At 73.0% G+C, this 17907-nt stretch carries 19 protein-coding genes and 1 tRNA gene; 6 read left to right on the forward strand and 14 right to left on the reverse strand.

Going from position 1 to position 17907, the window contains the following annotated elements; all coding sequences use genetic code 11:
• Window positions 1-114: 114 nt before the first annotated feature.
• From PH189_RS05560 to PH189_RS05570, 3 genes are read left to right on the forward strand one after another with little or no spacing between them, the layout of a single operon-like run.
• On the forward strand, window positions 115-1026 hold the full coding sequence (locus PH189_RS05560; protein ID WP_274187761.1) for a metallophosphoesterase family protein: 912 nt from the start codon (window positions 115-117) through the stop codon (window positions 1024-1026).
• Window positions 1011-1703: a 4'-phosphopantetheinyl transferase family protein gene (locus PH189_RS05565; protein ID WP_274187762.1), complete on the forward strand. Its 693-nt coding sequence runs from the start codon at window positions 1011-1013 to the stop codon at window positions 1701-1703. The genes PH189_RS05560 and PH189_RS05565 overlap by 16 nt, the downstream gene beginning before the upstream one ends.
• 11 nt (window positions 1704-1714) lie before the next feature.
• On the forward strand, window positions 1715-2212 hold the full coding sequence (locus PH189_RS05570) for a DnaJ family domain-containing protein (protein ID WP_274187763.1): 498 nt from the start codon (window positions 1715-1717) through the stop codon (window positions 2210-2212).
• A 112-nt stretch (window positions 2213-2324) separates the two neighbouring features.
• Here PH189_RS05570 and PH189_RS05575 read toward each other — a convergent pair whose 3' ends face one another.
• The 5 genes from PH189_RS05575 to PH189_RS05595 all read right to left on the reverse strand — a co-directional run bounded on the left by PH189_RS05575 (window position 2325) and on the right by PH189_RS05595 (window position 9475).
• Window positions 2325-5105, reverse strand: coding sequence for an AAA family ATPase (locus PH189_RS05575; protein WP_274187764.1), 2781 nt, complete (start codon window positions 5103-5105; stop codon window positions 2325-2327).
• The gene (locus PH189_RS05580; RefSeq protein WP_274187765.1) at window positions 5102-6271 is read right to left on the reverse strand and encodes a metallophosphoesterase family protein; all 1170 of its coding nucleotides are present in this window, start codon (window positions 6269-6271) and stop codon (window positions 5102-5104) included. The genes PH189_RS05575 and PH189_RS05580 overlap by 4 nt, the downstream gene beginning before the upstream one ends.
• Before the next feature lie 210 nt (window positions 6272-6481).
• Entirely contained in the window at window positions 6482-8122 is a 1641-nt protein-coding gene (locus PH189_RS05585; RefSeq protein WP_274187766.1) for an alkaline phosphatase D family protein, read from the reverse strand.
• 62 nt (window positions 8123-8184) lie between these two features.
• The gene (locus PH189_RS05590) at window positions 8185-8895 is read right to left on the reverse strand and encodes a hypothetical protein (protein WP_274187767.1); all 711 of its coding nucleotides are present in this window, start codon (window positions 8893-8895) and stop codon (window positions 8185-8187) included.
• 391 nt (window positions 8896-9286) lie between these two features.
• Complete coding sequence (locus PH189_RS05595; RefSeq protein ID WP_274187768.1) at window positions 9287-9475, reverse strand: hypothetical protein; 189 nt, start codon at window positions 9473-9475, stop codon at window positions 9287-9289.
• A 443-nt stretch (window positions 9476-9918) separates the two neighbouring features.
• Between PH189_RS05595 and PH189_RS05600 the strand changes: the two genes are divergently transcribed.
• Window positions 9919-9996: transfer RNA gene (locus PH189_RS05600), tRNA-Ile, on the forward strand.
• 59 nt (window positions 9997-10055) lie between these two features.
• On the opposite strand, the gene PH189_RS05605 is transcribed toward PH189_RS05600, so the two are convergent.
• The 8 genes from PH189_RS05605 to PH189_RS05640 form a co-directional block, all read right to left on the reverse strand.
• Window positions 10056-11222 carry a tyrosine-type recombinase/integrase gene (locus tag PH189_RS05605; RefSeq protein WP_274187769.1) on the reverse strand — a complete coding sequence of 389 codons (1167 nt, stop codon included), beginning with the start codon at window positions 11220-11222 and terminating at the stop codon, window positions 10056-10058.
• A gap of 3 nt (window positions 11223-11225) precedes the next feature.
• Complete coding sequence (locus tag PH189_RS05610) at window positions 11226-11432, reverse strand: helix-turn-helix transcriptional regulator (protein ID WP_274187770.1); 207 nt, start codon at window positions 11430-11432, stop codon at window positions 11226-11228.
• A 13-nt stretch (window positions 11433-11445) separates the two neighbouring features.
• Window positions 11446-12963 carry a replication initiator gene (locus tag PH189_RS05615; RefSeq protein WP_274187771.1) on the reverse strand — a complete coding sequence of 506 codons (1518 nt, stop codon included), beginning with the start codon at window positions 12961-12963 and terminating at the stop codon, window positions 11446-11448.
• Window positions 12960-13226 carry a hypothetical protein gene (locus PH189_RS05620; protein ID WP_274187772.1) on the reverse strand — a complete coding sequence of 89 codons (267 nt, stop codon included), beginning with the start codon at window positions 13224-13226 and terminating at the stop codon, window positions 12960-12962. The genes PH189_RS05615 and PH189_RS05620 overlap by 4 nt, the downstream gene beginning before the upstream one ends.
• Window positions 13223-14116 (reverse strand): FtsK/SpoIIIE domain-containing protein, encoded by an 894-nt coding sequence (locus PH189_RS05625; protein WP_274187773.1) that lies wholly within the window; start codon window positions 14114-14116, stop codon window positions 13223-13225. The genes PH189_RS05620 and PH189_RS05625 overlap by 4 nt, the downstream gene beginning before the upstream one ends.
• The gene (locus tag PH189_RS05630; protein WP_274187774.1) at window positions 14109-14951 is read right to left on the reverse strand and encodes a hypothetical protein; all 843 of its coding nucleotides are present in this window, start codon (window positions 14949-14951) and stop codon (window positions 14109-14111) included. The genes PH189_RS05625 and PH189_RS05630 overlap by 8 nt, the downstream gene beginning before the upstream one ends.
• A gap of 115 nt (window positions 14952-15066) precedes the next feature.
• Window positions 15067-15324, reverse strand: coding sequence for a hypothetical protein (locus tag PH189_RS05635; RefSeq protein ID WP_274187775.1), 258 nt, complete (start codon window positions 15322-15324; stop codon window positions 15067-15069).
• Complete coding sequence (locus PH189_RS05640; RefSeq protein WP_274187776.1) at window positions 15321-15659, reverse strand: hypothetical protein; 339 nt, start codon at window positions 15657-15659, stop codon at window positions 15321-15323. Before PH189_RS05640 ends, PH189_RS05635 begins: the two co-directional genes overlap by 4 nt.
• Before the next feature lie 154 nt (window positions 15660-15813).
• Between PH189_RS05640 and PH189_RS05645 the strand changes: the two genes are divergently transcribed.
• Both PH189_RS05645 and PH189_RS05650 read left to right on the forward strand, forming a co-directional pair.
• Complete coding sequence (locus tag PH189_RS05645; protein ID WP_274187777.1) at window positions 15814-16557, forward strand: DUF5919 domain-containing protein; 744 nt, start codon at window positions 15814-15816, stop codon at window positions 16555-16557.
• 10 nt (window positions 16558-16567) lie between these two features.
• A complete protein-coding gene (locus PH189_RS05650; protein ID WP_274187778.1) occupies window positions 16568-17035 on the forward strand; it encodes an NUDIX hydrolase in 468 nt (155 codons plus the stop codon).
• On the opposite strand, the gene PH189_RS05655 is transcribed toward PH189_RS05650, so the two are convergent.
• Window positions 17023-17580, reverse strand: coding sequence for an HD domain-containing protein (locus PH189_RS05655; RefSeq protein WP_274187779.1), 558 nt, complete (start codon window positions 17578-17580; stop codon window positions 17023-17025). The two genes, PH189_RS05650 and PH189_RS05655, sit on opposite strands and share 13 nt — an antisense overlap.
• Window positions 17581-17907: the final 327 nt, after the last annotated feature.

Genomic DNA, 17907 nt, shown 5'->3' on the forward strand with positions numbered 1-17907 from the left:
CGGCTCATGGTGCCAAACATGCGAGGTGGGGTCAGGGTGTGGGAGTCCGCTCACGAGGGGGATGTCCCGGAAGAGCAGGCACGTAGCGTGCGGGTCGGAGACAGGGAGGACCCCATGAGCAGCGGCCCGCGCCTGCTGGCCACGAGCGACCTGCACGTGAACCGCTCGGAGAACGAGAGCCTGGTCCAGGACCTCCACCCCACCCACCCCCGGGACTGGCTGATCGTGGCCGGGGATGTCGGCGACCGCGTGGCGACCACCACCTGGGCCCTGGAGATCCTGGCCGAGCGCTTCGCGCAGGTGATCTGGGTGCCGGGCAACCACGAGCTGTGGACCCCGCCCGGCGACGAGGTCGACCTCGTGGGTCCCGCCCGCTACGACCACCTCGTCAAGGCCGCCCGCGACCTCGGGGTGCTCACGCCGGAGGACCCGTGGCCGGTGTGGGACGGGGCGGGCGGGCCGGTGCTCGTCTGCCCGATGTTCCTGCTCTACGACTACTCGGTGCGCCCGTCGTCGATCCCCGCGAAATGGTCGAACGAGGCGGCGCTGGAGGTCGCCCGCGAGGCGGGCGTCGTGGCCACCGACGAGATCCTGATGTCCAGCGACCCGTTCCCCGACGCCGCCGCGTGGTGCGCCGACCGGATCGCGATCACCGAGGCGCGCCTCGCCGAGCGTCCACCGGGGATGCCGACGGTGCTGGTGAACCACTGGCCGCTGACCCCGGAGCCGACGCGCATCCTGCGGTATCCCGAGTTCTCGCTGTGGTGCGGGACGACCGCGAGCGCCGACTGGCACGTCCGCCACGACGCCGTCGCCGTGGTCTACGGCCACCTGCACATCCCGCGCACGACCGAGGAGGACGGCGTGCGCTTCGAGGAGGTGTCGGTCGGCTATCCGCGCGAGTGGCAGCGCCACGGGCTCGTGCGCGGCGCGCTGCGCGAGATCCTGCCCGGCCCGGTCGACGAGGGCCCCGACCCCTTCACCGCCTGGGCGGCCGAGCGGTATGCCCGATGGGCACGGTCGTGACCGACGTCCTCGGCTCCCTCGCCGATGTCCTGCCCTCGGCCGTGGTGGTCGCCGCGCGCACCGACGACGACCCGGACGCCGTGCTCGCCCCCGAGGAGGAGCCGGCGGTCGCGAACGCCGTCGCGACCCGTCGCGCCGAGTTCACCACCGCGCGGGCGTGCGCTCGCGACGCCCTCACCCGGCTCGGCCTGGCCGCCCCCGCCGTGCCGGTGGGGGAGAAGCGCGCGCCGGTCTGGCCGGACGGCGTGGTCGGCGCGATCACCCACTGCGCCGGGTTCCGCGCCGCGGCGGTGGCGTGGCGCGCGCAGGTGCGCACGGTCGGGCTCGACGCCGAGCCGCACACCGCCCTGCCCGACGGCGTGCTCGAGGCGGTGTCGGACGCCGGGGAGCGCGCGCTGCTCGAGCGCCTCGCCCGCGAGCGGCCCGAGGTGCGGTGGGACAAGATCCTCTTCAGTGCCAAGGAGAGCGTCTACAAGGCCTGGTTCCCGCTGACCGGGCGGTGGCTGGGCTTCGAGGACGCCGACCTCGCGCCCGCCCCGGACGGCACCTTCCGGGCGTCGCTGCGCGTGCCCGGGCCGGTGGTCGACGACGCCGAGATCACCGCGTTCACCGGGCGCTGGGTGGTGCGCGAGGGCCTGGTGGTCACGGCCATCGCCGTGGGAGCCGGCTCGTCGTAACGTGGTCTCCGATGGCGGACGAAGCCTACTGGGAACGCTACGAATCGGTCGTGGAGCAGCGGATCCGCGACGCACAGGATGAGGGTGCGTTCGAGAACCTGCGCGGCGCCGGGCGTCCCCTGCGCGGCCTGAACGGCCCGCACGACGAGAACTGGTGGCTGCGCTCCTACCTCGAGCGCGAGGGCCTGCCCAACGACGTCCTGCTGCCGACGCCGCTGCGCCTGCGCCGCGAGATCGACCGCCTCCCCGAGACCGTGCGGGACATGGACACCGAGCGCGAGGTCCGCGACACCGTCGCCGCCCTCGCCCGCCGGGTCGCGGAGTGGCTGCGCTTCCCCGACGGTCCCCGGATCAGCGTCCGCATGCCCCGTGCCGACGACGTCGTCGAAGCCTGGCGGGCCGGGCGCGCGGCGCGGACGTTGCCCGCGCCGGTGCCGGAGCCGCCGGCGGACGTCCCAGCACCATCGGGGTGGGCGCGCCTGCGGCGGGCTCTGCGTCGGGGGCGCTGAGCGGGCGTTCCGAGTGGAGGAGCGAGGGTCACCTCGAGTGCGCACGATGCAGCGAGGGCGTCCTTCGCTCCTTCCGGGCGCGCGCCGATGGCGTCGCGGGGAAGCGCCGGGCTCAGCCCGCGCGGTGGGTGCGGGGGAGGTCGAGGACCGTGCCCGGTGTCGCGGCCGGCGTGTCCTCGGCGCCGCGGATGACCTCGGGGCCGGAGCGCTCCGACGCGGCGCGCTCGCCGGGCCGGCGGGACGGCGCGAGCGGCACGACCGTCGCCGCGCCGATGCCGTGGTAGCGCTCGGGCGTGCAGGTGAGCACCACGACCTGGGCCGCGCCGTGCGCCGAGGTGGCCGCGGTGAACACGGCACCGAGCCGGGCGAGCCGCTCGGGGTCGGAGTGGCCGAGCGCGTCGTCGATGACCACCGGGACGCCTTCGGACGGGTCGACGAGCGCCGCGCAGGCCAGCCGCGCACACAGCCCGAGCTGCTCCTGGGCGCCGCTGGAGAGCGCCCCGAAGGGCACGGTGGTGCCGTGAAGGGTGCGGTGCGTGATCCGTAGGTCCTCGTCGATCTCGAGCGCCAGCGAGGGCCCGAACACGATGCGCGCCAGACGCTCGACCTGCGCGCGGAACGGCGCAACGTAGGAGCGGCGGACACGCTCGCGGTGCCGGGTCAGCGTCTCGTGCAGCCGTCGCGCCGCGGCGGCGCGTCGGGCGACGGCGGTGTGCTCGCGCACCGCCGCGTCGAGCTCGAGTTCAGCGGCGGCCAGCTGGTCGTGCCAGCCCGCGAGCCCCGCGGCCTGCAGGCGGCCGGTGGTCTCGGCGTGCTCGCGCTCCAGGCGCGCGCCCTCGCCCGAGAGGCGCTCCGCGACGGCGCGGGCGTTCAGGACGCGGGCCTCGACGGTGTCGGGGTCGTCGTCCGCGAGCGCGGCGGCCATCGCCTCGTGCTCGCGCTCGGCGACGCGGGCGCGTGCGAGCCGCGTGGTCTCGGCCTCGGCCAGCGTCGCGTCGGGCTCGGCGACGCGGGCGGCGTCGAGCTCCTCGAGCCGGCGGGTGTGCGCGTGGCGGGCCTCGGCGGCGCGCTCGGCGAGCACGGCGGCGCGGGTGTCGGCCTCGCGCACGGTGTCCTCGGCGCTGCGGCAGGCGGCGTCGGCCTCGTCGGCCCGGTGGGCGGCGTCCTCGGCGTCGGCGCGCGCGGTGTCGGCGGCGGCGCGCAGCTCCGTCACGTCCGCCGGGGTCGTGGGCGTCCCGTCGTCCGGCAATCGGCTCCGCACCGCGTCGTGGGCGGCGCGCAGCGCGGGGGCGTCGCCGTGCCCGGCGAGCTCGCGGGCGAGGGCGGCGCGGTGCTCGTCGGCCCGGCGGGCCGCGTCCTCGGCGTCCCGGCGGGCGGCCCGGGCGGCGTCCAGATCGGCGACCCCGAGCTCCTCGCACGCCTCGGCGAGGGCGCGGGAGCGCTCCCGCACCGCGTCGTCGCGGCCGGCGTCGTCGAGACCCGGGGTGACCCGCACGTCGAGCACCCCGGGCAGCGACAGCGCCCGCGACCCGGCGACGGGCAGCGTGCGCGACCCGCCGGGCGCGAGCACGACGGTCTCCCCGTCGACCACGACGGTCAGCTCGCCGGCGTCCTCGGGCACCGCCAGCTCGACCCGCGCGGCGGCGGCGTCGCGCGCGGCCTCGGCGCGCACCACGTCGCGCGCGAGGTCCTCGAGCTCGTCGAGGGCGTCGGCGTTCACGGTGCTCGCGGCGAGCGCCCGCTCGGCGACGGCCAGGCCGGCGGCGGCCTCGTCGACGCGCCGCAGCCGCTCGGCGAGGTCGGCGAGCTCGGCACGGTCGCGGGCGGCGGACACCGCGCGCTCGGCCGCGTCGGCGGCCCTGCGCGCCTCGCCCGCCCGCGCGCGGGCCGTGGTGTCGGCGGCGCGGCGGGCGTCGCGCTCGTCGCGGGCCGCGGCGTGCTCTGCCTCGTGGGCGGCGACCGCCTCGGCCGCGCGGGCCGCAGTGGCGGCCTCGTCCTCGGCGGCGGCGATCAGGGCGTCGCGGGTCTCCCGGCGCTCGCGGGCCGCGTCGGCACGTTCCCGCGCGAGCACCGCGTGCTGACGGGCGGCGTCGACCTCGCGCAGCCGCGACTGCAGGGCGGCCCAGGTGTCCTCGAGGCCGGTGACCTCGGCGGTGTGCGCGTGCTTGCGGGCCCTGAGGGCCGCGGCGTCCGCGTCGAGGCGGTCGCGGGCGGCGACATCGCGCTCCACCGCATCGAGCGCGGCGCGACAGCGTGCCTCCTCGGCCTCGGCGTCGGCGAGGCGCACCTCGGCGGCCCGCAGCTCGCCAGTGGCCCGGCCGCTCGGGGTGCGGTAGCGGCGCAGCTCCTCGGCGGCGCGCTCGATCAGCCCGTCGTCAACGCTCGGGTCGGCGCGGGCGACGCCCGGCCCCGAGGCGGCGCGGTCCAGTGCGCGCGTCAGCGCGTCCTGCCCGCCGAGGTCGGCCTGCCCGACGACGCTGTTCTGCTCGACGCGCAGGCCCCGCCACAGGGCCCGGTCCATCGTCTCGTCGAGGATCGCGGTGACGCGGGCGTGGGCGTCGGCACCGGTGAGCTGCTCGGGGGCGGGCGCCGTGACGTGCAGCTCGGTGCGCGGCCGGCGCAGCCAGCGCTTGCGATAGACGAAGCGGTACGGGCCGGTGGAGACCTCCGCCTCGACCTCGGGCCCGGCGTCGACCCCCGCCGGCTGGGCGGCGCGGATCTCCGCGCGGCGCGACGAGTCGGCTGCGTCGAAGAGCAGGTCGAGCGCCACGAGCGTGGAGGTCTTGCCCACCTCGTTGTCGCCCTGCAGCACCGTGACCCCGTGCTCGGCGAGCGACACCTCGCGGTCGTGCACGCCGCGGAAGTCGCGCAGCCGGACCCGGTGCAGCCTCATCGGGGGCTCCCGACCAGGCGGTGCAGCAGCCGCAGCGCGTCCCGGGACTCGGCGTCCCCCGTGCCCTCGGCGGGCGCGGCCGCGGCGAAGAGCTCGGTGGCGGCGTCGGCGGCGAACCCGTGCAGGTCGAGCTCGTGGAGGTCGGCGTCGTCGGGCACGGTCGCGAGGTCGGAGTGCTGCTCGACCACCTCCACCGCCGCGAAGGCGAGCCCATGCCCGGCGAGCAGGTCGTCGAGGCGGGAGCGCTGGCGCAGCGAGAGCGTGCCCACCAGGGCGAGCCGCACCGCGGTGCGCTCCTTGTCGGGCAGCGCGGCGAGCCGGGCGTCGAGCGCGTCGAGGTCGGCGTCGGTGTCGAGCGCGGCGTCGTGGCGCACGAACCGCCAGCGCCCCACGGTCTCCGTGGTCACCCGCGCGGCGCGCTCGTCGAGGTCGACCACCAGGACGTGGCCCGGGTCGATCTCGTCGAAGTCGGTGACCTCCGGCGTGCCCGCGTGACGGATGCGGTCGTCGACGGCGTCGGTCCAGGCGGAGTGCCGGTCGCCGAGCGCGGCGTAGTGCACGCGGCCGTCGGCCAGCGCCGCGAGCACGCCGTCGCGGCGGATGCGGGCCGGCTCGTCGTCGTCGGGGTCGAGCACGTCGAGCTCGCCGTGCCCGGCGAGGACCCGCAGCGTGCCCGCGGGCGCCGGCTCGAGCACGGCCAGCTGCTCGCCCACGAGGTCCGTGAGCGGGTACTTGGAGCGCCACGGCGCGGCGACGACCTCGACGCCGGGCACGATCTCGTGCACCCCGGGGGTGTCGAGCACCCGGACGTGGGCGGGGCGTCGCCGCACGAAGTCCGGCCTGCGGAGCACGCAGGCGGCGTCGGCGGGGTCGTGGTTGCCGGGCAGGAGCAGCACCGGCGTGCGGAACGACCCGAGCGCCTCGCAGGCGCGGGCGACGACGTCCGGGCCGACGAGGTTGGACTCGAACACGTCGCCGCAGACCAGCACGAACGCCGCGTCCTGCGCGTCGGCGAGGCGTCCCAGCGCCCGGACCGCGTCGAGCCGGGCCTCCGCGAAGCGCGCCTGCGCCTCACCCGTGAGCCCGCCGGCCTCCTTGGGCGGGCGTGCGCCCAGGATCCGGCGCGTCATGCCGAGCTGCCAGTCGGCGGTGTGCACGAACCGCACGCTCGCCTCCCTCCACTGCTCGACCTTCGACCGTAGAACGACGCCGCGACCCGGGCAGGTAGCGACATGCGCCGGATCGCACCCGATCCGGCACATGGGTTTCGACGCAGCGACGGCGCCGACGGTTCCCGGTGCTCGTCGACTCGTTCGAGCTGGGGGCTTTCTGACGATGAACGTCGCCATGGCCCCCAGGCTGATACCCCCCGAAACTCAGGTCAGAGGGAGTTCCGCGACCGCCTCGAGGCCGCCGCGGGTGCCCGAGCGCTCCACCCGGATCCGCGCCGCGCGGCCGTTCACCTCGAGCGTGGAGACGGCGTTGCCGAACCACGGCCCGCCGATCGGCGACCAGCTCATCGGCAGGTCACCGATCCCGGCCGCCTTGGCGACGCGGGCCAGCGCCGAGGTGAGGCCCTGCCACCAGCCGAGGGCGAACACGTACTCCATGAACCAGGGGACGCCGTTGCGCACCGGCGAGCAGGTCAGCTGGTAGACCCGCGAGCGGGTCGGGGAGGGGTAGCGCACCTCCGCGGCGTAGCTGTGGTGGACGTCGCCGGAGAGCACGCAGACCGTCGCGGGCGCGTCCGGGCCGGACGCGACGCCGCGCACCAGGTCCGCGAGCCGGTCGAACGACGCGCGGAACGCCGGCCAGTGCTCGAGGTCGACGGCCTGGCGGACGGTCTCGGCGAGCTTGCTGCCCCGCGCGGCCGCCCACTCGTCGAGCGACTGGACGTGGCTGACCGCGGGAGGCATCAGCCACGGGATCGACGAGCCGAGCAGGAGGTGGTCGACCTCTTCTCCCGCGTCGGGGGTCGCGTTCTCCTCGATCCAGGCGAACGAGTGGTCGTTGATCATCAGGCGGTCGTTCTCGTTGAGCACCCGGGCGCAGCGCGAGTCGACCATGAGCAGCCGGGTCCTGCCGAGGTCCCAGCGGTAGCTCCAGCGCACGCCGGTGGGCTCGCCGACCTCGGCGTCGGCGCGGCCGGCGAAGTCCGCGAGCAGGTCGTAGACGTCGCCGTCGGCCTCGAGCACCTTGCGGTAGAGCGGATCGGCGTCCCGCGTCGCCGGGTCGAGGTTGCCCAGGTGCTGGTAGACCCAGTACGACGACAGCCCCGCGCGGATGCGCTGCGGCCACCACGGCTTGCTCGCCATCTCGTCGCGCCAGGCCTGCGAGGTGTTCCAGTCGTCGCGGACGTCGTGGTCGTCGAAGATCATCGCGGTGGGCACCGTCGAGAGCAGCCACCGCATCTCGCGGTCGGTCCAGGACTCGCTGTAGAGGTGCGCGTACTCGCCGAAGTCCGCGATCTCCATGCCCGGACCGGACTCGTCGTCGGGGTCGCGGTGGGAGCGGATCCACTGCTCGGTGCGCGGGGTGATCTCGTCCGCATAGACCTGGTCGCCGAGCAGGCAGAGCGCGTCGGGCAGCACCGTCGACGGGTCGTCGGTCGCCTCGACCTCCTCCATCAGGCGCACGGAGAAGGCGTCGAGCGCGTCGATCCCCAGCGACGCCTCGAGCTCGGCGTCGTCGGTCGGGGGGTAGCGGCAGGAGCCGAACACGAACCGCAGACGACCGGTGTCCTCGACCTCCGTGCGCGTGCGCAGGTAGCTCGGCGGGGTCCCGGTGCCCTCGAGGGGCCACACGAGCTCGCCGTCGAGGCGGACCTCGTAGGGACGGCAGGTACCGGGCTCGAGCCCGTCGACGACGACGAGCGCGTAGTGCTGCCCGCACACCTGGAAGGTGGGCGCCGACGCGCCCAGCACCTCGACGGTGCACGCCTCGCTCGTCTCCACCCAGATCGTGGCGGTGGTGGTGCCGACGTGGCGCAGGAGGGGGCCCAGCTCCAGGGTGCTCACGGGTCCTGCCTACCCCAGCCGGGGGATCGCAGCACGTCGTCCGGGGGCCGGGCGTGGCGCGGTCACTCCGAGCGGTGGGTCAGCTGCTCCAGGCGGCTCTGCACCTGGTCGAGGCGGGCCTGCAGGAGCGCGACCTCGGCGGAGAGCAGCGGGACCAGCGAGGCCTCGTCGACGTCGTCGGCCACGCCGGCGAGCGGAGCGAACACGGCGTCCGGATCGTCGCCGGCCTGGTCGCTGCAGACCGTGACGCCACCGCTCAGCGTCGCGAAGGCCGCGAGGGTGAGGACGGGCCGCGGTCCGGCGCACAGACCGCACACCGGGTGCAGCCGCCGCCAGCCCACGACGCCCGGCCCGCCGTCGGCCAGGGCCGTCGACATCCGACCGCAGCCGCACCGGCCGAGGCGCACGGTGCGGACCGTCTGGCGCGCGTAGCGCAGCCCCAGCTCGTACCGGACGAAGCGGCCGGACGCGGCGATCTCGAGCAGCACGCAGTGCTGGTACTGCGGGTCGCAGGCGAGGTCGCGCGCGTCCTCGAGGGTGTGGAAGCAGTAGAACCCGCAGTCGCACCAGGACGACGGCGGGTGGTGGCGGGGGCTCTGGATGCAGACGGCGTCGGCCACCTGGCCGTAGACCTGGGTGCGCCCCAGGGCGACGCCGTTGAAGCCGACGCGCCGTGAGTCCGCCGAGATCATCGGGTAGGCGATCTTGTACCCGGTCAGCGGACCCTCCGGCCCGCGGTGCCTAGCGATCGACCAGCTGCTCGGCCGGCTCACGCGGCTCCGCCCTCACCTGGTCCGCTCTCACCTGGTCGGCCCTGATCGGGGCGACCTCGTCCACGGGGACCTCCGGGGTGTCCGGCGGGTCTTCGGCGATGCCGGCGGAGAGTCGACGTCCCAGGCGCATGGCGGCCTCCGAGCGTTCGGGGTGACGTTCCCACCCAGACTCGTCGGCGATCGCGACCGTGTCCAGCCTTTGCGCTGCGCGCTCGTGAGTGCGTGTCCGTGCCAGGACACCGAGAGGCGCTCACGAGCGCGCAGCGCAAAGGGCCCGGGTCGGGCTCCCGTGGGGAACTGGCCCGGCCCGGGCCCTCGCGGAAGCTGTTGTGGGGAGCGGCTCGTCGTGCTGGTCGTGCTCCGGCGGGTGCCGGCCGGTTCCTGCTCGGTCCTACTCGGCCGCGAAGCCCAGGTCGTCGACGACCGCGCCGACCTCGGCCTCGGTGGCCGCGACGTCCTTGTCGAGCTGGTGGGCGTAGGGGGCCAGCTCGACCGCGTTGGCCGCCGGGGCGGTGAAGCCGGTGACGGCCGCCGGGACGGCGACAGCGGCGAACGCGAGACGCATCGTGCTCTTCTTCATGAGGGGTCCTTCCCGATCAGGACGGTGAACACGTTCGGACCAGCAGTGGACCGAACGGCCGAACCATGACCGCCGTCAGACGCCCGATTCAAGCCAGAACGGCTCCTTCGGTCGCTCGGTAACGAGATCATCACGAGCCGTGACGACCGTTCGTCGCGCCTCGTCGTCGATGTCGCATGTCGAGGCGGTGTCCGGTCGCGTACTCGCGGATCTCCGAGATGTCACTTCTCGGTAACGGGGGGTCACGTGATCGACATGGTGGCGGTGCCTCGCCCCGCGAGGGGCACGTTCCGGCAGGCGCTCCGGCTCGTCGATCATGCGCAAGGTGCCCCCCGCGCGGGATGAACGGCCGAGCGCGGTGGTCGCGCCTGCCTCACCCGGCGGTGTCGTACGCTCGCCCCGCCGCGACGCCCGGGGCGGGTCTCCGGAGGTCCGCGGCCCGGGGGGCAGTAGCTCAGCTGGTCAGAGCAGCGGACTCATAATCCGTCAGGTCGTCGGTTCGAGCCCGACCTGCCCCACCATCTCCGCAGGTCAGCGCGCGATCCGCGACCGACGCTCAAGATCGAACCACTCTTTTCCCTCACTTTTCGTCGGCTTCCGCTGATCCCCAGGCGCTGTCGAGGGCGTCGGCGGCCTCGCGGCCGGCGGCTCGCTTGTCCATGTAGACGTCCTGCGTGATCGAGGGCCGGGCGTGCCCGATGTGGCCGGCGATGGCCCGCGCCGAGAGGCCGTGCTGATCGAGCACCGTGGCCGCGGTCTTGCGGAAGACGTGGCTTGTGACCCACTCGAAGCCGGCCAGGTCGAGCGTGGTCCGCAACCGGGCGCCGGTGTTGTGCGGATCGCGCCACGAGTCCCGCCCCAGACCGTGACCGCGGGAGTTCGGGAAGACCATCGAGTCCGGCAGCACGTCAGCCGGCCGCCGCTCGGTCAGCATCGCCATCGCGAACGCCGGGAGCGGCAGGACCCGTTGCGAGGCGAACGTCTTCCCCTCGTGGCGGACCAGGCCGACGCGCTTGACCCGCACGATGTTCGCCACGATCGCCACCGTCTCGGCCTGCCAGTCGATCGCGTGGTCCTGCACGGCCAGAACCTCACCGATGCGGCAACCCGTCGCGAGCATGAACCGCACGAGGTCGGGCAGGTCGAAGCGGAACGCATCCTCGTCGGCGTCGAGCTTGCCCAGCAGCTCCACCCGCTCCGACCGGGTCAGCGCCCGCACATCCTTCGGCGAGCCCTCGATGTGGCCGGCGTCCCGGACCGGGTTCGTCGAGATCGCGCCGAACCGTGCCGCCAGCGCCATCGCCCCGGAGATGACCGTCCGGACGCTGCGGGTGGTGTTCGCCGACAGCCGCGCCTCGCACGAGCGCAGGAACACGTCGACTCGAGCCACCGTCACCTCACGAACCCGGAGCTGGCCCAGCGCCGGCACGACGTGGTTCCGAGCGTGCATCTCGTAGGTGTCGTACGTCGTGCCCTTGCGGCGGCGCTTCGTCTCGGCCAGGAACCGTTCGACCAGCTTCTCGACTCGGGTGTCCGCGGTGATCTCCCCGCCGGTCGGCGCCTGCCGAGTCCGCAGGTGGGACTTCAACGCCCGCTCCGCCGCCGCACGGGACTTGCCCGAGCGCTCGACGGGACGGGTGACGCCATCCGCATCCCGGACCTTCGTCATGGCTCGGACACCACCGGAGGCCAGCTCGTAGAACCTGATCTTGCCGTGGGCTCCGACCGGCAGCGGTGGGCGGCCCACGGGTCAGGCCACCTCGTCGGTAAGGGCGTCGAACCAGCGGCGCACCTCCTCCGGGTCGTACCGCAGGAAGCGGCCGACCTTGCGCGCACGAGGGCCGTAGCCCGTCGAACGCCACGAGTAGATCGTCTTCACCGGGACGCCCAGGAACGTCGCCACGTCCTGCACCGTCCACAGCTTCGCGAGCCGCGGGTTCATCACTCCTGTTGCCATCACTCCTCCTCGATCATGCAGGCGTCGTGGTCTCCTCCTTCGCCGCACGCCGCCTTGCCCGCGCGTTGGCCGCCGACGTGTTCGCCAGCAGCGCGTCGGCGCTGGTGTGCCAGCCGATGCCGGCGAAGGCCAGGGAGTTGACGATGACCTCGGTGGTGTCCTCGTCGGCCAGTTCGTCGTCCTCGTCGGGATGTGGGGCGTGCTCACGGCGCCAGTCGCGGCGGGCCTGGCGCAAGGCAGCGAGGGTGGTGGAGTAGCGGCGGGACCGGGTGGAGAAGTGGCCGCCAAACCCGAGCATGTGCGCCCAGCGCCGGAGCCGGCCCCAGCCGGCGGCCCACTCCTCGGCGTCGACGGTCTCGGGACGGGTGCCGAGGTGCCAGCAGGCGTCGATCTGGCGGCCGGGGTGGGTGTCGAGGCGCGCGTAGTCCCGCACGGTGTCGGGACGCAGGCGCGTCGAGGCGTGGCCGGCCAGCTCGGTCGCCTTGGTGGCGTACTTCGCGAGGTAGCCGGCGACGGCGCCGGTGGTGATTTCGCCGGAGTCGTCGAGGTCGAGCCGGGAGAGCCGGACGGGGCGGGGGTCGACCTGTTCGCCCCACACGATAGGCCAGCCCAGCTCGCGGGCCGGATGCGGAGCGGTGACGAACCGAGTCTCTTCCACGGCGCGGCGGAGGACGGTGGCGAGGTGGTGGGCGCCGACGCGGGCGTCCGGGACCAGGACGGCGTCGGGGTCGGTGGGGTCGCGGCCGTCGAGGCGGACCAGGGCGTGCAGGTGCACCGCGCCGCGCGCCTGGAACTCGGCGACCTTGGTGTAGCTCAGTCGCAGCTTGATGTGGTGGCGCTTCTCCAGCGCTGTGATCCCGCGTCGGGCGGCGATCATCGTGCGGCGCCACAGCTCTCCGGCATGCAGGTTCCACACCGCCTGGGTGGGGTGGTCGTAGCAGTCCAGGCACAGCGGGCGACCCAGCTCCGGGGCGTCGTCGTCGTGGCGGTCGAAGCAGGCCAGCGGGGCGCCGTGCGGGCAGTGCTCGAGGTGGCGTCGCGGGCGGCAGGCGATGGTGCGCCCGGCGCGGTCGGTGCGGTGCGCGTGCACCGGGCCGAAGGAGGGGGCGGTGACGGTGAGGAACACACACGGGTGCTCCGACACTGAGGCGGGGACGCCCTTGCCGCCGACGAGTCCGGCCGCGACGAGCTGGTAGGTGTCGGCGCGGTAGGTCTCTGCGCAGCCGGCGCACACCGAGGCTCGGCGGTTGCCGCACGGGGTGTAGAGCACCCCGTCGGGCATCTCGGTGGTGTGGACGTCGCGGGTGATGCGCCAGGTGGAGGCCTCGACGTGAGTCACGTTTCCGACCAGCCGGATGGGGTGCGAGCAGCCGGCGGCGCCGGCGATGTGGCTCATCCACCGGTCGTGGTCGTCGCGGACCGCAGCTGCGACCTCGGCGAGGGAGGCAGTGACGGCGTCGCGAGCTCGTCGACGAGCACCCAGCTCCTCGACCGTCTCCGACCGCGCCACGCGCGCCCTGGTGGTCGTCATCGCCGGTCCGAGATGCGGGTGTCGATGCTGGGGTCGCAGCTGGCGAGATAGCGGGCGTTGGCCCGCAGGTCGCGCCCGAGCAGGTCGGCCTCGTCGGGCGAGAGCAGGACCTCGATGGTGCGGTTCGGCCCGATCGTCAGGCGCACGACAAGCACGACCGCGGCGGCGTCCATCACCGGCGCGATGTTCGCCGCGCACAGCCGAGTGACCCGGTCCACCGGGATATCGCCGACCCCGACCTCACGGCGTGCCGGGGCGTTCACGCCGCGCTCCCGTGGCCGTGCCGCAGGGACGCGGCGCGCTCGGCCAGGGCATAGACCTGCTCGTCGGACAGGTAGGCGGACTTGATGCGGCGCGGTTCGCCGCCCTCAGCGAGCAGCAGGCCGACGCCCTTGTCCTCCGGGGCGATGGCGACGGCGGTGTGGCCTCGGGTGGCCCAGCCGGCCCCGAGGACGATGTCCGAGCTGCTGTCGGTGGTGCAGCGGAACGCCCACCGGTAGCCGAACAGGTCCCGCAGGCTGGTCGGGATGATGTCCGACGACGGTCGTTGAGTGGCGGCCACGACGATGATCCCGGCGGCACGGCCCCGGGCTACCAGGTCGCGCACGGCCACGGAGAAGGCTTCCCGCTGCGCCTTGGCGCCCACGGTCGCCGAGTAGTAGGCGACCTCGTCGAACACGGCCACCACCGGTGAGATGCCGTGCGTGCTGGCGTCGTCGGGGGTGATCTTGCGACGACGCTGGGCGTCGAGCAGGTCGTAGCGACGATCCATCTCGGCCTGGAGGTCGCCCAGGGCGCTCAGGGCGTCGTCGAGGTTGGGGCCGACGAACCGCCGCGCGCACGAGCGCCAGAGGCCGAGTTCGACGAGCTTGCCGTCGAAGAGCCACAGGTCGCAGTCGGTGGACAGGGCGGCGTGGCCGACCGGGAGGTTCAGCCCGACCGACTTGCCCGCGCCGGGCTCCCCGGCCAGGAGCATGTTGCGGTAGGTCAAGATGACGCGGACCGGCTGTCCGTACTCGTCGACCCCGAGGTGGATTGGCTCCCAGATCGAGAGCGCCGAGGGCTCCGGGGCCTCGTCACACAGGCTGGCGGTGGTGGTGACGGCGGTGCGCCAGTCGCGCAGCAGGGCGCGCAAGCGGGTCGGCTCAGACATAGTCCGACCAGTCCCCGCCACGGTCGTGCACGACCGCCCGGTCTTCCTTCGAGCGCTCCGGCTCGGCGTTCTCGGCCTGGTCGATGACAACCGGGACGTCGTCGCGCTCGTCGAGCGTGGGCCGCGGGACCGGCACGCCGTTCGTGGCAGCCGCCCGAGCGGTACCGGAGTGGTGCTGATTGGCCGGCGTCGGCGGGACGATCATGGCCCCGCGCGGGGGCGCCTGGCCGGTGGCGGCGGTCCAGTCGTCCAGCTCGGAGGCGATCAGCTCCTTGGCGAGCGGGTCGCGGCGGATGACCTCGACCTTCACCAGGGCGGTCATGCGCCTCGTCGGCGTGACGCGGGCGTCGCGGGCGAAGCAGCCCGAGGCGATCCACTCGACCTCGTCCTCGACGTCGGAGGGGCTAATCCCGGCCCGGAGCAGCAGCCACACGGTGTCGCCGACCTTGTTCGGACGGGACCAGAGGAAGAGCGGGGCGTGGCGGGAGAAGTTCAGGCAGCGGCGCTCGACGAGGACCTGGCGGAGCCGGTGGCGGGTCATCACCGCAGAAGCCCGGCGCGAGACGAAGCGCCGGAACGCTGGCACCGCGAGAACAGCGGCCACCGTGATGGCGATGACCGCTGACGCGGCGGCGGGCGGGAGCCAGGAGTAGGCGACGGCGAGAAACGCGAACACCAGCGCCAGGGCGGTCAGCTCGGCGCGAAGCCGGATGGTGAGGCCGGCGAGCCTGGCGGAGGGGTGGGTGACGGGGTTGCTTATGACCTCGAACGAGTCGGTGCGGGCACGGCGCACGATCGGGCGGGTGGCGGGACGGCCGGCGGTGTTGCGAGCCATGACAGATCACTCCGGAGCAGACAGGCCGGGCATCGCCGACCGTGGGCGAGACGAGAGGAGGGGTCGGGGCTGTGGGGAAGCCAGCCCCGACCCCCGGGAGCGGACGAGTGAGCGGTCAGTCGGGCCAGGCGAGAGCGGCGCAGATGCCCGCGCAGGCGAAGACCTGCGATCCGGTCTCGGAGCAACCGACTGGGACGGCGGGGATGCCTGCTGGGCCAGTGCGGGTGCCGGGGATCGGCTCGGGCCGGTACGGGTCGGGCAGCGCGGGCCAGGTGAAGGACCGCTCGCACATGACGCACTCGCTGCCGCCGGCCTGGTTCGGGTTGAGGCCCTGCCACAGCGCCTCGGACCGGGTTGTATCGGCGGCAGTCACGAGCCGGCGCCCTTCGCGCTCGGGGTCTGGCCGGCCGGGATGGTCTCGATCGCGTCGGCCTTGAACGACACCCCCGAGCGGCCGTCCTGCTGCCAGGGAATCGCAATCAGGTTGCGCGGCCGGACCTCGTCGCCAACAGCTACGTCGGGCACGCCGGCGGTGGTGCAATTGAGAACCTCGGCACCCTCGGGGCCGATCTTGACCAGCTGTGTGACCGACAGTCCGATACCGCTGAGGCGGTCGGTGCGCTGGCGGCCCTGCATATCAGTCTTTGGCTTGGGCGCCGCACCGACGCTGTAGCGATCCTCCGAGATGTCCACCTTGATCGTTGCCATGTCGTCCTCCCAGGGACTTCGAGGTGATGGCCCCGGCATCGGGGCACCTCGAAGACTCCGGGAATCAGAAGGACGACCACACCACATGGCTGGACATCTCCGGACGTCCTTGAGAGTCTCAGACGTCCAAGACGTCCCCTGGAGGGTCCTGGTCATGGCGAACGAGCGGCTACGCGACGCGCTACATCGAGGCGGGACCACCCTGGAGGACATCGCCCAGCGCACCGGCGTTGACCCAAAGACCGTCGAGCGCTGGATCACTCAGGACCGCGTGCCTTACCCGCGGCACCGTCGGACTGTCGCGACCGTGCTGGCCGAAGCCGAGTCCTACCTCTGGCCTTCGGCGAACTCTGACCAGAAGATCGAAGAGGCGTCGAACTCCGAAGTCGTCAAGGTCTACCCGAGTCGCAACGCCGTCCCTCGCGAGCTGTGGGATCGCCTGCTCAGCGAAGCTGGCTCGCGAGTCGACATCCTCGTCTACGTCGGGATGTTCCTAACGGAGAACCCCGCGCTGCTTCCCGCGCTCCGTGAGAAGGGCTCAGCCGGCGGGCGCATAAGGCTGCTGTTCGGGGACCCGAACAGCCGCGAAGTGATGCGCCGCAGCACCGACGAAGGGATCGGACGCAACGCCATCTCTGCGAAGATTCGCAACGCGCTCGCGTTCTTCGGCCGGATCGCCGACGCTCCCGGCATCGAGATTCGCTGCCACAGCACAACGCTCTACAACTCCATCTACCGTTATGACGACGAGATGATCGTCAACCCACACGTCTACGGCGCCCCCGCACCGCATGCACCCGCGATGCACCTGCGCCGGCTCTCGGCGGGCCTGATGTTCGAGACCTACGCGCAGAGCTTCGACACCGTGTGGGAGGCCGCCAAGCCTCCGAAGTGGTAGGTCTGGTGGCGTGGGCAAGACCGACTACTACGACGATCCTGCGGCTCCCGCTGCCAACAGCCTCGTCGTGGCCGTGGCCGCGGTGGTCCTCGACGACCATGGGCGGGTCCTGCTCATCCAGCGCACCGACAACGGTCTGTGGGCACTCCCAGGCGGTGCACAGGACCTCGGCGAGTCGGTGAGCCAGGCCGCGGTGCGCGAGACCCGAGAGGAGACCGGCCTCAAGGTCGAGGTGACCGGCATCGTCGGGGTCTACTCGGACCCGCGCCACGTCATCAGCTACGACGACGGCGAGGTGCGCCAGGAGTTCTCGGTCTGCCTCCGCGCCCGACCCTTAGCGGGTGACCTGGCGACCAGCACTGAGAGCCGCGTCGTACGGTGGGTCGATCCGAGCCAGCTCGACCAACTCGAGATGCACCCGACCATGCGTCTGCGCGTCGAGCACGGCCTCAACGCCGGGGCTCCTCACATCGACTGAGCGATTCCAGCAGCCCGCATCCGAGAAACGGTCCGATCGACCGCCGCCCGCAGTGACGGCTCCGCCAGATCGAGAAACCGAGTCACGACGTGATCCGGTCCGTAACGCCGCCTGATCTCTGCCCATCGCTCGTCTGGGCTCAACCGCTCACCGGTCGGGCCAGTCACCGCATCGCAGTACCAAAGCGCATCGCGCGTCGGGCTCTGCTCGTCCTCGAAGGCGGCCAGTCCGTCAACCGCTCGGAGTTCCGCCTCGATCGTCGCTGCTGAATGGTGCGCGACCAGACCGACGACCTCGCTGCCGTATCCACGTGCGCCGAGAAATCGTGCTCCGTCGAGCGGATGGAATCCCACCCGCGCGACAACAGGTGAGTATCCGATGTCGTGGAGGACGGCCGACTGGATCAGCGAATCGCGATCTACCCCGTCAATATCGACAATGCGCCTCGCTTCTCTAGCGACTGACTGCACATGACGCCACCGATTCGGCAGATGCTCTGCAAGCGCCAGCTCCGCGAGAGCTCGAGCATCGGCGAAGGTCGGCACGGTGCCACTCTATACACTCCCGACGTGCGGCGTGCAGACGGCTCATCTATTTCTCCCGGCGTACTTCACAACCCGTACTAGGAGGGACTGTGGGCGGGCGAGCACTGCTTCCACGGCGTCCGGGCCTGGGCTCGCATTAAATTCGGCGTTCTTCGACTCGCCGTACGTAAACACCAAACCTTGCTTTGGTTCGATGTACTGTACAACACCGCGAACCGGGGTTTCGGCACCGAAGGCCTGCGCTGGATGGATTCCTTCGATCTCCCATTCCGCGTAGTCCATGCCCTCAATTCGATGTCCGAACGAGGGTCCGGCCACATCCTTTTG

The organism is Actinomycetospora chibensis (assembly GCF_028737215.1).
GTDB lineage: Bacteria > Actinomycetota > Actinomycetes > Mycobacteriales > Pseudonocardiaceae > Actinomycetospora > Actinomycetospora chibensis.